11 protein-coding genes and 1 pseudogene are annotated in these 13,641 nt (G+C 69.0%); 9 read left to right on the top strand and 3 right to left on the bottom strand.

What is annotated here, in order from left to right; all coding sequences use genetic code 11:
- Positions 1-174: 174 nt before the first annotated feature.
- Positions 175-1,005 carry a Rossmann-fold NAD(P)-binding domain-containing protein gene (locus tag T333_RS00710; RefSeq protein WP_496423403.1) on the bottom strand — a complete coding sequence of 277 codons (831 nt, stop codon included), beginning with the start codon at positions 1,003-1,005 and terminating at the stop codon, positions 175-177.
- 125 nt (positions 1,006-1,130) lie between these two features.
- On the opposite strand from T333_RS00710, the pseudogene T333_RS00705 reads away from it, so the two are divergent.
- Positions 1,131-1,991, top strand: a pseudogene (locus T333_RS00705) (LysR family transcriptional regulator); the annotation flags it as partial.
- A gap of 48 nt (positions 1,992-2,039) precedes the next feature.
- Here the strand turns inward: T333_RS00705 and T333_RS00700 are convergent.
- Entirely contained in the window at positions 2,040-2,198 is a 159-nt protein-coding gene (locus T333_RS00700) for a CG2302 family histidine operon protein (protein ID WP_354998663.1), read from the bottom strand.
- 150 nt (positions 2,199-2,348) lie between these two features.
- Here T333_RS00700 and T333_RS00695 point away from each other — a divergent pair, with 150 nt between their 5' ends.
- The 8 genes from T333_RS00695 to T333_RS00660 all read left to right on the top strand — a co-directional run bounded on the left by T333_RS00695 (position 2,349) and on the right by T333_RS00660 (position 12,477).
- Entirely contained in the window at positions 2,349-4,064 is a 1,716-nt protein-coding gene (locus T333_RS00695) for an acyclic terpene utilization AtuA family protein (RefSeq protein WP_496423402.1), read from the top strand.
- The gene (locus tag T333_RS00690) at positions 4,061-5,224 is read left to right on the top strand and encodes an acyl-CoA dehydrogenase family protein (RefSeq protein WP_496423401.1); all 1,164 of its coding nucleotides are present in this window, start codon (positions 4,061-4,063) and stop codon (positions 5,222-5,224) included. Before T333_RS00695 ends, T333_RS00690 begins: the two co-directional genes overlap by 4 nt.
- Complete coding sequence (locus T333_RS00685) at positions 5,221-6,819, top strand: acyl-CoA carboxylase subunit beta (RefSeq protein WP_496423400.1); 1,599 nt, start codon at positions 5,221-5,223, stop codon at positions 6,817-6,819. Before T333_RS00690 ends, T333_RS00685 begins: the two co-directional genes overlap by 4 nt.
- A 7-nt stretch (positions 6,820-6,826) precedes the next feature.
- The gene (locus tag T333_RS00680; RefSeq protein WP_496423399.1) at positions 6,827-8,866 is read left to right on the top strand and encodes an ATP-binding protein; all 2,040 of its coding nucleotides are present in this window, start codon (positions 6,827-6,829) and stop codon (positions 8,864-8,866) included.
- Entirely contained in the window at positions 8,866-10,026 is a 1,161-nt protein-coding gene (locus T333_RS00675) for an acyl-CoA dehydrogenase family protein (RefSeq protein ID WP_496423398.1), read from the top strand. The genes T333_RS00680 and T333_RS00675 overlap by 1 nt, the downstream gene beginning before the upstream one ends.
- 73 nt (positions 10,027-10,099) lie before the next feature.
- Positions 10,100-10,882 (top strand): enoyl-CoA hydratase family protein, encoded by a 783-nt coding sequence (locus T333_RS00670; RefSeq protein ID WP_354998669.1) that lies wholly within the window; start codon positions 10,100-10,102, stop codon positions 10,880-10,882.
- A 4-nt stretch (positions 10,883-10,886) separates the two neighbouring features.
- Positions 10,887-11,501 (top strand): TetR/AcrR family transcriptional regulator, encoded by a 615-nt coding sequence (locus T333_RS00665; protein WP_357254499.1) that lies wholly within the window; start codon positions 10,887-10,889, stop codon positions 11,499-11,501.
- Between the two features lie 193 nt (positions 11,502-11,694).
- Complete coding sequence (locus T333_RS00660) at positions 11,695-12,477, top strand: SDR family oxidoreductase (RefSeq protein ID WP_496423397.1); 783 nt, start codon at positions 11,695-11,697, stop codon at positions 12,475-12,477.
- 219 nt (positions 12,478-12,696) lie between these two features.
- Here T333_RS00660 and T333_RS00655 read toward each other — a convergent pair whose 3' ends face one another.
- Entirely contained in the window at positions 12,697-13,326 is a 630-nt protein-coding gene (locus T333_RS00655; RefSeq protein WP_496423396.1) for a class I SAM-dependent methyltransferase, read from the bottom strand.
- Between the last annotated feature and the right edge of the window lie 315 nt (positions 13,327-13,641).

Raw genomic sequence — 13,641 nt, 5'->3', positions numbered from 1 at the left:
GGGCGTTGTGGTATCCGAATTTCAGGCGACCCGCAGCCGGTTCGCCGGCTCCCGATTACGGTTCATCGACGGCCGACCGCCAGCGGTCTGGTGAGCCGACTTGGACCGGCGGTTCGAACCCGGTCGCCGAGCACCGGGCGGTCGGCGCGGAGGAACCTATTGTCGCACTTGCTATTACGCATTCCAGACGCCGGTGGCGGCGGTCTTGCGCACGTAATCGGCGAAATCGCCCGGCTTGCGACCCAGCCCGCGCTCGATGCCGTCCGTCACGTGGGCGTTGCGGCCGTCCAGCACCGTGGTGAACAGGTAGATGAGGAAGTCGACCAGTTCGTCCGGCAGGCCCTGGCTGCGCGCCGCGTCCGCGTAGTCCTCCGGCGCGACCTGCACGAACTCGATCGGACGCCCTGCGGCGGCGGCGATTTCGGCGACCGCCTCGGCGAAGGTGAGCAGCCGCGGGCCGGTCACTTCGTAGATCTGACCGGCGTGCCCGTCCTCGGTGAGGGCGGCGACCGCGAGGTCGGCGATGTCATCGATATCGATGAACGGTTCCACCACCTCACCGACGGGCAGTACCAGCTGACCGGCCTTGATCTCCTCCGCGAAGTGGCCTTCGTCGAAGTTCTGCGCGAAGAAGCTGGAGCGGATGACGGTCAATCCCGGATGCACCTGTGCGAGCAACTCTTCCGCCGCCTGCGCCTCCTCCTCGCCGCGGCCGGACAGCAAGACCACCCGCCGCACTCCGGCCGTCGCGGCCATCTCCCCGAAGGCGCGCACCGTGTCGGGTGCGCCGGGGACCGCGAGATCGGGCTGGAAGGTGATGTAGACGGCCTCGACGTCCAGGAGCGCCGGAGCCCAGGTGGCTGGATTGTCCCAGTCGAACGGCGGCTGCGCCGATCGGGATCCGACCCGCACCTGCACCCCGCGCGCCCGCAGGCGTTCGACGATCCGGCCGCCGGTCTTCCCGGTGCCGCCGAGAACCAGTGTGTGTTTGGTGTTGCCGCTCATGACTTTTCCTTTCGCAATGGCACGAGCAATCGCCACTTCCGAGCATCGGATCGCGCGGCCTCCGTAACAACGACACGGTCGGCAACGGTCGTTCACATCGACTAAACAATCGAGAGCGAGCAAAAGTGTTGGAACGGAACGAAATCGAGGCGTTCTTGGCGGTGGCCGAGGAACTGCACTTCAGCCGGGCCGCCGAACGGTTGCGGGTGTCCACCGGCCGCATCAGTCAGACCATCCAGCGGATGGAACGCCGCATCGGCGCGCCTTTGTTCGAGCGCACTAGCCGCCGCGTCGCGCTCACGCCCATCGGTCGGCAGTTGCGCGACGACCTGCGACGCGGTCACGAACAGATCCAGCAGGCGGTGCGCCGCGCGACCGATGCCGGCCGCGGCATCGAGGGCGTCCTCACGGTGGGCTTCGTGGGGGCCGCTGCCGGACAGTTGATTCTGCGCACCACGGAGAACTTCCGGGTCGAACATCCGGGCGCGGAGGTGCGCATCCGGGAGGTGCAGATCACCGACGGTCTGGACGGCTGGCGCAGCGATGCCTACGACATGGTGCTGATCAGCCGCCCTATCGACGAACCGGATCTGGTCACCGGGCCCACGCTGATCAGCGATCGGCGCATGCTCGCCATCCCCGCGAAGCACCCGATGGCCGGGCGGGAGTCGATCTCACTGGAAGACCTGGCCGAGTTCACCCTGCTGCGGATGCCGAGCAGCCTGCCGCAGTCGGTTCTGGACGACCGCATCCCGCGGGAGACCCCGAACGGTAGACCGATCCCACACGGCCGCACCGCGCACACCTTCCAGGAAGTCCTCACCATGATCGGAGCAGGCGCCGGCGCCTTCGTCTGCGGCGCCCAGGTCACCAAGTTCTACCTGCGCCCCGATGTCGTCTATCTGCCCATCGCCGACGCACCGCCGGTCGAATGGGGTTTCGTCTGGCGCGCCGCCCGCGAGACCGCCCGCATCCGCGCCTTCGACGAGGCCGCACTGCGCACCGCGAAGAAGGGGTTCGACTCATCGCAGTCGCTACGCGAAGCCCCAGGCTATGGCGCCGCCTGCGGCGAGGACGGCGCAGACCGCGAGGGAGATGGAGAGCGGGCGGGAGGTCTTCCACGTGGAGTACGCGCCGCCGATCAAGAACCCGGACAGGGCGAGCAGCAGGACAACGGTTAGGTCGGTGGACATGAGGCCATTCTGCTGGGTCCACTGGGCTGCCCCTGTGGAGGGGCCTGACCTGCTTCAACTATTAACAAGCACGCGCGCTTGATTTTTTCGCGGGCGGATGTGATGCTGAACACCGGAACGCGAACTCCACCGCAAGGAGGCCTCCGGCTGATGAGTAAGTTGGCCGCCGATCCGGATGTCATCCGCATCGGCAACTGTTCCGGGTTCTATGGTGATCGGCTCAGCGCCATGCGCGAGATGCTCGAAGGCGGGCAACTCGATGTGCTCACCGGCGACTACCTCGCCGAGCTCACCATGTTGATCCTGGGCAGGGACCGGATGAAGGACCCGAGTCTCGGCTACGCCAAGACCTTCGTCAAGCAGATCGAGGAGTGCCTCGGGCTGGCGCTGGAGCGCAATGTGCAGATCGTCGCCAACGCGGGCGGTCTGAACCCGGCCGGGCTGGCCGAGAAGTTGCGCAAGGTGGCCGCCGATCTCGGGCTCGACGCGAAGATCGCGCACGTCGAGGGCGACGATCTGCTCTCGCGCGCAAGCGAACTCGGCCTCGGCAGCCCGCTCACGGCGAACGCCTATCTCGGCGCGTGGGGCATCGTCGAATGCCTGAACGCGGGCGCCGACATCGTCGTCACCGGCCGGGTCACCGACGCCTCGGTGATCGTCGGCCCGGCGGCCGCGCACTTCGGGTGGGGCCGAGCGGATTACGACGCGCTCGCGGGCGCGGTCGTCGCGGGCCACGTCATCGAGTGCAGCACCCAGGCGACCGGCGGCAACTACGCCTTCTTCACCGAACTAGCCGATCTCGGCAGGCCGGGCTTTCCAATCGCCGAGATCCGCCGCGACGGCAGCAGCGTGATCACCAAGCACGAGGGCACCGGCGGTGCGGTCACGGTCGACACGGTCGAGGCGCAGCTGATGTACGAGATCCAGGGCGCGCGCTACGCGGGCCCGGACGTCACGACACGGCTCGACACCATCCGGCTCACCCAGGAAGCCCCCGACCGCGTGCTCATCAGCGGTGTCGCGGGCGAGGCGCCGCCGCCGCAACTCAAGGTCTCGCTGAACACCCTCGGCGGTTTCCGCAACGAGATGGAATTCGTGCTCACCGGCCTCGACATCGAGGCGAAAGCCGCACTGGCGCAACGGCAACTGGAGTCCTGGCTGCCGGTGCGCCCGGCCGAGCTGGAATGGACCCTCGCCCGGCTGGACCGGCCGGACGCCGACACCGAGGAGCAGGCCAGCGCGCTGCTGCGCTGCGTGGTCCGCGACCAGGACCCGAACAAGGTCGGCCGCGCCTTCTCCAGCGTCGCGGTGGAACTCGCCCTGGCCAGCTACCCGGGATGCAGCTTCACCGCCGTGCCGGGAAACGGCTCGCCGTACGGCGTGTACACGGCCGGTTTCGTGGACGCCACCGAGGTACCGCATACGGCGGTGCTGCCGGACGGCTCTCGCATCGAAGTCGCCCCCGCAGCGGAAACCGTGGCGCTGGACGGAGTTCCGGAACCCGAGCTTCCCGAGCCGTTGCCCGCCAACGAGACTCGCCGCGCCCCGCTCGGCGCCGTCGCGCTGGCCCGCAGTGGCGACAAGGGTGGTGACGCGAACATCGGCGTCTGGGTGCGCACCGACGAGCAGTGGCGCTGGCTGGTCCACACGCTCACCGTCGAGCGGATCAAAGAACTGCTGCCGGAGGCCGCGCCGCTCACCGTCACCAGGCACGTGCTGCCGAACCTGCGCGCCGTGAACTTCATCGTCTCCGGCCTGCTCGGCAAGGGCGTGGCCTACCAGGCCCGTTTCGATCCGCAGGCCAAGGGGCTCGGCGAATGGCTGCGCTCCCGTCACCTCGATATCCCCGTGGAGCTGCTCTCATGACCAGTGCCGTAGTCAGTCCGTGGAATACGCCGGAACGGCGCGAATTGCGCGCCACCGTGCGCGGTTTCGTCGAGCGCGAGATTCTGCCGTACCTCGACCAGTGGGAGCGCGACGGCGAGATCCCGCGCGAACTGCACAAGAAGGCGGGCGCGCTCGGCCTGCTCGGCATCCAGTTCCCCGAGTCGGCGGGCGGCTCCGGCGGTGACGGCGTCGACGCCATGATCGTCTGCGAGGAGATGCACCAGGCGGGCGCCTCCGGCGGCCTGTTCGCCTCGCTGTTCACCTGCGGCATCTCGGTGCCGCACATCATCGCCTCCGGCAACGAGGACCTGATCGAGCGCTTCGCCCGCCCGACCCTGGCTGGTGAGAAGATCGGCTCGCTGGCCATCACCGAGCCGGGCGGCGGCTCCGACGTCGGCCACCTCACCACCACCGCTCGCCGCGACGGCGACCACTACATCGTCAACGGCGCGAAGACCTACATCACCTCCGGCTGTCGCGCCGACTTCGTGGTCACCGCGGTGCGCACCGGCGGCCCGGGCTCGGGAGGCATCTCGCTGCTGGTGGTGGAGAAGGGCACGCCCGGCTTCACCGTCAGCCGCAAGCTGGACAAGATGGGCTGGCGCGCCTCCGACACCGCGGAACTGTCCTACGTGGACGTGCGGGTGCCGGTGGAGAACCTGGTGGGCCCGGAGAACTCCGGCTTCTATCAGATCGCGGGCGCGTTCGTCAGCGAGCGGGTCGGCCTCGCGGTGCAGGCGTATTCGCAGGCGCAGCGTTGCCTGGACCTGACCCTCGAATGGGTGCGCAACCGCGAAACCTTCGGCCGCCCGCTGATCAGCAGGCAGGCCGTGCAGAACACGGTGACCGAGATGGCGCGGCGCGTCGACGTCGCCCGCGTCTACACCCGAGATGTGGTGCAGCGCAGCGCCAATGGCGAGACGGACCTGATCGCCGAGGTGTGCTTCGCCAAGAACACCGCCGTCGAGGCGGGCGAGTGGGTCGCCAACCAGGCCGTTCAGCTCTTCGGCGGCCTCGGCTACATGAGCGAGTCCGAGGTCGAGCGCCAGTACCGTGACATCCGCATCCTCGGCATCGGCGGTGGCACCACCGAGATCCTGACCGCACTCGCCGCCAAACGATTGGGGTACCAGTCATGACCCGCCTGCGCAGCACCCTCGACAGCGGCTCGGCGGAGTACACCGCCGCCGCCGAGGCGATGAACACCAAGCTCGCCGAGATCGGCGCCGAATTCGCCAAGAACGTCGCGGGCGGCGGCCCGGACAAGATGGCGCGGCACCGCAAGCGCGGCAAGCTGACCGCGCGCGAACGCATCGAGCTGCTCATCGACGAGGACTCGCCGTTCCTCGAGCTGTGCCCGCTCGCCGCGTGGGGCAGCGACTTCCACGTGGGTGGCAGCGTCATCGCGGGCATCGGCATCGTCGAGGGCGTCGAATGCATGATCGTCGCACCGGATCCCACGGTGCGCGGCGGTACTTCCAACCCGTGGACGCTGCGCAAGAACCTGCGCATGAACGACATCGCCATGGAGAACCGGCTGCCGGTGATCGGACTCGTGGAGTCCGGCGGCGCCGACTTGCCCACGCAGAAGGAGGTTTTCGTCCCGGGCGGCCGGATGTTCCGCGACCTGACGAAGCTTTCCGCGATGGGCATCCCGACCATCGCTCTGGTGTTCGGCAACTCCACCGCGGGCGGCGCCTACATCCCCGGCATGTCCGACTACACGGTGATGATCAAGGAGCGCTCCAAGGTCTTCCTCGGCGGTCCGCCGTTGGTGAAGATGGCCACCGGTGAGGAGTCCGACGACGAATCCCTGGGCGGCGCCGAAATGCACGCTCGGACTTCGGGTCTGGCCGACTATCTGGCCGCCGACGAGCAGGACGCGATCCGCATCGGCCGCTCCATCGTCAAGCGTCTGAACTGGAAGAAGCAGGGTCCGGCGCCGCGCGCGGAGGTGATCGAGCCGCTGTTCGATCAGGAGGAGCTCCTCGGCATCGTTCCTTCCGATCTGAAGATTCCGTTCGATCCGCGCGAGGTGATCGCGCGCGTCGTGGACGGCTCCGATTTCGACGAGTTCAAGCCGCTGTACGGCAGCAGCCTGGTCACCGGTTGGGCCGAGCTGCACGGTTATCCGGTCGGCATCCTCGCCAACGCGCGCGGTGTGCTGTTCTCCGAGGAGGCGCAGAAGGCGGCGCAGTTCATCCAGCTGGCCAACCAGTCGGCTACGCCACTGTTGTTCCTGCACAACACCACCGGCTACATGGTCGGCAAGGAGTTCGAGCAGAAGGGCATCATCAAGCACGGCGCGATGATGATCAACGCGGTCTCCAACTCGAAGGTGCCGCACATCTCGCTGCTGATGGGCGCCTCCTACGGCGCGGGCCACTACGGCATGTGCGGTCGCGCCTACGATCCGCGCTTCGTCTTCGCCTGGCCCAGTGCGAAATCCGCGGTCATGGGCGGTGCGCAGCTGGCCGGTGTCATTTCCATCGTCGGCCGGGCCGCCGCAGAGGCCAAGGGCATGCCGTTCAACGAGGAGGCCGACGCGAGCATGCGCGCCATGATCGAGGCGCAGATCGAGGCCGAGTCGCTGCCGATGTTCATGTCGGGCAGGCTCTACGACGACGGCGTCATCGACCCCCGCGACACCCGCACGGTATTGGGCATGGCGCTCTCGGCCATCCACAATGCCCCGATCAAGGGCGCCGAGGGCTTCGGCGTCTTCCGGATGTGAGGCAGCCGTGAACGAAATCTCGACTGTACTCGTCGCCAATCGCGGCGAGATCGCCCGACGCGTCTTCGCCACCTGTCGGCGGATGGGCTTGGGCACCGTCGCGGTGTACTCCGATGCGGACGCCGCGGCACCGCACGTCGGCGAGGCCGACGCCGCGGTCCGCCTACCCGGCAATACACCCGGCGAGACCTATCTGCGCGGCGAGTTGATCGTCGAGGCCGCGCTGTCGGCAGGCGCCGACGCCATCCACCCCGGCTACGGATTCCTTTCGGAGAACGCCGAATTCGCGCGCGCCGTGCAGGCGGCCGGGCTGGTCTGGATCGGACCGCCGATCGAGGCCATCGAACAGATGGGCTCGAAGGTCGCGTCCAAGAAGATGATGGACGCCGCGGGCGTGCCGGTGCTCGCCGAGCTGGACCCGGCCGAGGTCACCGAGGCGCACCTGCCGGTGCTGATCAAGGCATCCGCCGGTGGCGGCGGGCGCGGCATGCGGGTGGTACGCGAACTCGCCGACCTGGAACCGCAGATCGCGGCGGCCCGGCGCGAGGCCGAGTCGGCGTTCGGCGACCCGACGGTGTTCTGCGAGCGGTACCTCGAGACGGGCAGGCACATCGAGGTCCAGGTCATGGCCGATACGCACGGCACGATCTGGTCGGTCGGCGAGCGCGAGTGCTCCATCCAGCGGCGTCACCAGAAGGTCGTCGAGGAGGCGCCCTCGCCGCTGGTCGAGCGCGTCGACGCCATGCGTGCGTCAGGCCCGGAGGCAGTGAGCATGCGGGATCGGCTGTTCGAAGCAGCCCGGATCGCCGCGGGCGCCATCGGTTACACGGGCGCGGGCACCGTCGAATTCCTCGCTGACGAGCAGGGCGATTTCTTCTTCCTGGAGATGAATACCCGTCTCCAGGTGGAGCATCCGGTCACCGAATGCACGACGGGGCTGGATCTCGTTCGCCTGCAACTGGAAGTGGCCTCCGGCGCGGCGCTGCCCGCCGAACCGCCCGCCATGCGCGGACACTCCATCGAGGTCCGGCTCTACGCCGAGGATCCCGCACACGACTGGCAGCCGCAGAGCGGCACCGTACGCCGACTCGAGATTCCCTCGGTCATCGCGGAATTCGATCTGCTCGACCGGCCGGGCGTGCGCCTGGACACGGGTGTCGTCGACGGTTCGGTCGTCGGCGTGCACTACGACCCGATGCTGTCCAAGGTCATCTCCTACGCCGAGACCCGCACGGAGGCAGCGCGTCTGCTCGCCTCGGCATTGCAGCGGGCCCGCATCCACGGTCTGGTGACGAACCGCGACCTGCTGGTGCGGGTGCTGCGCCACCCCGCTTTCCTGGCGGGCGACACCGACACCGCGTTCTTCGAGACGCACGGATTGGATTCGCTCGCCGAACCTTTGGCGTGGGAGTCCGACGAGGCGCTGTCCCTCGTCGCCGCAGCCCTCGCGGATGCCGCTGCCAACCGCGCGGCGGCGCGGGTCGGCGGCGGGCTGCCGAGCGGCTGGCGTAACCTGCCCTCGCAGTCGCAGCGCAAGTCCTACGAGAGCCGCACCAGTGGCGTGCACGAGGTCGGCTACCGGTTCACCCGCGACGGTGTGGTGGTGGACGGCCACGAGGGCGTCGAGCTGGTGGAGCTGAGCCCCGAGCGAGTGGTGCTGAACGTGCCGGGCGAACGCGGTCCGGTGCGGCGGGTGTTCACCGTCGCGCGCTACGGCGACCTGGTCTGCGTCGACTCCCCGCTCGGCCCGGTGAGCGCGCGCAGACTGCCGCGCTTCAGCGATCCGGCCGACCAGGTGGCCACCGGTTCGCTGCTCGCGCCCATGCCGGGCAGCGTGATCCGGCTCGGCGCCGAGCTCGGCAGCCGGGTGGACGCCGGTCAGCCGATCCTGTGGCTGGAGGCGATGAAGATGGAGCACACCATCGCCGCGCCCACCGCGGGTGTGCTGAGCGCGCTCAATGTCACCGTCGGCCAGCAGGTCGACATCGGCGCCGTCCTTGCCGTCGTGGATCCCGACGACGCGGTCAACGAGAACCAGGAGCAATGATGTCCTTCATCGAATCCGACGAGCGCAAGCAGCTGCGGGCCGCGGTGGCCGCGCTCGCCGCCAAGTACACCTACCGCGACTACGTGCTGCCCAGGGCGCGCAAGAACGAGCCGCTCACCGAATTGTGGGACGAGGCGGGCAAACTCGGCTTCCTCGGCGTGAACCTGCCGGAGGAGTACGGCGGCGGTGGCGCGGGCATGTACGAGCTTGCGCTGGTGATGGAGGAGCTGTCCGCGCAGGGCGCGGGGCTGCTGCTGATGGTGGTGTCCCCGGCGATCTGCGGCACCATCATCACCAAGTACGGCACCGACGAACAGAAGCAGCACTGGCTGCCCAAGCTCGCCGACGGCACCGGCAAGATGGTCTTCGGCATCACCGAGCCCGACGCCGGGTCGAACTCGCACCAGATCACCACCACCGCCCGCCGCGACGGTGACGACTGGATCCTCAACGGCCGCAAGATCTTCATCTCCGGCGTGGACCAGGCCGAGGCGGTGCTGATCGTCTCGCGCACCGAGGACCACAAGACCGGCAAGCTCAAGCCCGCCCTGTTCATCGTGCCCACCGACGCGCCCGGCTTCACCAAGGTGCCGCAGGAGATGGACATCATCGAGCCGGACCACCAGTACAGCCTGTTCCTCGACGACGTCCGCCTGCCCTCCGACGCCCTGGTCGGCAAGGAGGACGCCGCGCTGATGCAGCTGTTCGCGGGCCTCAATCCGGAGCGGATCATGGGCGCCGCGATGGCCGTCGGCCTCGGCCGCTATGCCATCGATCGCGCCGTGGAATACGCCAAGGAGCGCACGGTGTGGAAGACGCCGATTGGTGCGCACCAGGGCATTTCGCATCCGCTGGCCCAGGTGAAGATCGAGCTGGAAATGGCCAAGCTGATGATGCAGAAGGCCGCGACCCTCTACGACGCGGGCGAGGAGATGGGCGCGGCCGAGGCCGCGAACATGGCCAAGTACGCGGCGGCCGAGGCCAGCATCAAGGCGCTCGACCAGGCGATCCAGACGCACGGCGGCGCGGGCCTCACCGCGGACTACGGTCTGGCGGCCATGCTCGCCGCGTCTCGCATCGGCCGGATCGCGCCGGTCAGCCGCGAGATGGTGCTCAACTTCGTCGCCCAGTTCTCGCTGGGTCTGCCGAAGTCGTACTGACGCAGCCGATTTCGCCCCGGCCATCGACAGCGCCGGGGCGGAATCACCGGATCGACGAACCAGAGGAGACCCGATGACCGACACTTCCACCGCGCCGCTCGTTCGCTACGAGATCCGCGACGGCTTCGCGGTCCTCACCTTCGACTCACCGCACAACCGCAACGCGCTGTCCTCGCGGCTCGTCACCGAGCTGTTGCGCGGCCTGGACGACGCGGCCGCCGACCCCGCGGTGCGCGGCATCGTGCTCACGCACACCGGCAACACCTTCTGCGCCGGCGCGGATCTCAGCGAGGCCAGCGACGCCGACCCCGCGGTGGCCGCCGACCAGCGCACCCGCGTGATGATCGGCGTGCTGCGCAAGCTGGTGGAGGTGCCCAAGCCGGTGATCGCGCAGATCGACGGCAACGTGCGCGCGGGCGGCATGGGCATCGTCGCGGCCTGCGACCTGGTGGTGGCGGGACCGGGCAGCTCTTTCGCGCTCACGGAAGTGCGAATCGGGTTGGCGCCGTTCATGATCTCGCTCACCCTGCTGCCGCGGCTGAGCCCGCGCGCCGCGAGCCGCTACTACCTGACCGGCGAGAAGTTCGGCGCCGACGTAGCCACCGAGATCGGGCTGGTCACGGTCACGGCCGAGGACCCGGCCGCCGAGGTCGCGCGGTTGATCGGCGAGCTGCGCAAGGGGTCGCCGCAAGGTCTGGCCGAGGCGAAGCGTCTGGTCAACGCGGACATCCTCGCCGGGTTCGACGCCTCGGCCGAAGAACTGGCGCGGCGTTCGGCGAGTTTCTTCGGCACGCCGGAGGTGCACGAGGGCATGCTGGCCTTCCTACAGCGGCGCGCACCGAGCTGGGCAGAATAGCGCCATGGCGACACCCCACGAACCCAAGCAGGACCGCAGCCGAGCGACGAGGCAGCGCCTGCTCGAGGCGACCATCGACTGCCTGGCCGAGATGGGCTGGGCCGCCGCGACGGTCGCGGTGGTCGCCGAACGGGCGGGGGTGTCGCGCGGTGCGGCTCAGCACCACTTCCCGACCAGGGAAGACCTGATCACGGGCGCGCTGGAGTACATGTTCGACACCCGCATGGACCAGGCCAAGGCGGAGGCGGTGACGATCGCCGGAGTGGCCGAGGGCGCGGGCCGGACCCAGGCCGTCGTGGCGGGCCTCGTCGAGTCCTACACCTCGCCGCTGTTCAAGGCGGCGTTGCAGGTGTGGACGCACGCGGCCGCCGACCCGGTGCTGCGCGAACGTATCGTGCCGTTGGAGGCGAAGTTCGGCCGCGTCGCGCACCGCAGGGCCGTCGAGGCGCTCGGCGTCGACGACTCCGATCCCGTCGCGCACCACTTGGTGCAGGCCACGCTCGACCTGGCCCGCGGTCTCGGCCTCGCCGACGTCCTCACCGACGACTCGGCCCGGCGCAAGGAGATCGTCCAGCAGTGGTCGGCGACACTGCATTCGGCGCTCACCGCGCCGCGCTGAATCTCTCCGGCACGGATCGCGGCCGTCGAAGCGCGTGCCGTGCGGTCGTGCCGTGCGGCTCCGCGTGGCGCGGCGCTGGATTCACCCGAGGACTGCCGTCGACCTGCGCGTTCGTCCCGATGTCACACTCGCCCGACCTGCTTCGTCCCCTCTGTGAACGCGGAACACCGCAGCGCAGCAGAAGGAGCAGGACATGAACGCCAGCAAGAAGATCGCCGTCGCCGGAGCCACCGGACGCCTCGGCCGCCACGTGGTCGACGTGCTGAACGAGCAGGGCCACGAGGTGGTGGCCTTCTCCCGCGCCAACGGCGTGGACATCGAGACCGGCTCGGGCCTGGTCGAGGCGCTGGCCGGGGTGGATGTGGTGATCGATGCCTCGAGCACGCCCTCCGCGGACAAGGACATCGCCACCGAGTTCTTCACCGCTGCCGCGCGCAACCTGCACGAGGCGGGCAGCAAGGCGGGGGTAGAGCGGCTGGTCGTGGTGTCCATCATCGGCATCGACGACAGCGTCGCGGGCTACAACGCCGCCAAATTGGTGCACGAGCAGGAGCTCGCTAAGGGTCCGCTGCCGGTGCAGATTCTGCGGGCCGCGCAGTTCCACGAGCTGGTCGAGGTGATGACGCAGTGGGGAACCCAGGGCGAGGTCGCCTTCCTGCCGAACATGCGGACCCAGCTGGTGGCCGCCCGCACCGTTGCTGAGAAGCTCGTCGAGATGGCGGTGAACCCGGCGCCGCAGATCACCGGCGGACCGTTCCCGGAGATCGCCGGGCCCCGGCCGGAGACCATGGCGGGCGCGGCCGCGGTGCTCGCCGCACGGCGTGGCGACGCGATCCAGGTGCAGGAGGTCAGCGACCCGGCCAACCTGGACCGGGACCAGTTCGAGAACGGCGCCCTGCTGCCCGGCTCGCATGCCACGCTGGCGGGCCCGACCTTCGCGGAGTGGGTCGACGCGAACTACCCCACCGCGAACTGAGCGCTGAACAGACGCGCACCGGCTTACGAAAGAGTCGGTGCGCGTCCTTGTTTCGGCAACGGCTCCGCGGTCGGCGGTGGAGCTCCGTCGGACCGGGCTGTGAGGTTCCTTGGACCGTGTCCGCTCGGCGGTGGAGCAAGCGCCGGTACGCCCGGACGATGCTGCCGGACTCAGTCCGTCCTCAGACCGCGCATGACCGGAGCGAAGGCTGAGGTACGCCTAACGCAGGCGGCGGATACGCAGCACCGTGTCCTCCCTACGGCCTTCCTGCCCCTCGGGCCCGACCCTTTCGCGCTCGACGACGTCCTCGGTTTCGACCCGCCAATCCTCGGGCGAGAGCGCGAGGGCGGCGAGAGTGCCTGGGATGGTGGGGAATTCGAAGAACGGCGGCTCGACCATCCAGGTCGGCCAACCCGCGTGCGCCACGATCAGCAGCGTGCCGCCCGGGGCGACGGCATCGGCGGCGTGCCGCAGGATCTTGTCGCGTTCGCCGTCCCCGGCGACCGGCGAGTGCAGGAATTGCGCCGAAACGAGATCGTAGGAGCCCTCGGGGAAGGAGTGCGCGAGATCGTGCCGCGCCCAGGTGATGCGATCGGCGACGCCCGCGGCCGCGGCGTGCTCGGCGCCGCGCGCCAACGCGATGGCCGAGACGTCGACGGCATGCACCCGCCAGCCGCGCTCGGCCAGCCAGAGGGCGTCCCCGCCCTCACCGCAGCCGAGATCGAGCGCGGTGCCCGGCGCGAGGTCGGCGGCTTCGCGGACAAGCAACGCGTTCGGTTTGCCGGTCCAGACCCGCTCGCGCTCGCGGTAGAAGTCTTCCCAGTACTCCTGAGCGGTGGTTTCGGTCATCGAACACCCTTCCTGACCTGCGTATGCCCGGTGCTTGTCGAGCGGAAAACCCGCACAGGGCATGGTGCGCTCAGTCCTCGACCCCACGCCAGTTTCCTTGCCAATCCGGCAACGGTCCCTGGCGGGCGCACTTGTGCGGAGAAGGCGTACCGCAGGCCGTGTGATTCCCGTTGGCAGGTATTCGCGCAGAGAACCACACCATGAGCAGGCAAACCCGTCCCTGGCGGGCGCACATGTGCGGAGAAGGCATACCGCAGGCCGTGTGATTCCCGTTGGCAGGCATTCGCTCAGAGAACCACACCATGAGCAGGCACA

It is taken from the genome of Nocardia sp. CNS-044 (assembly GCF_059570515.1).
Note: the sequence above shows the minus strand (reverse complement) of the source record. Positions and strands in the feature narration are given on the sequence as shown.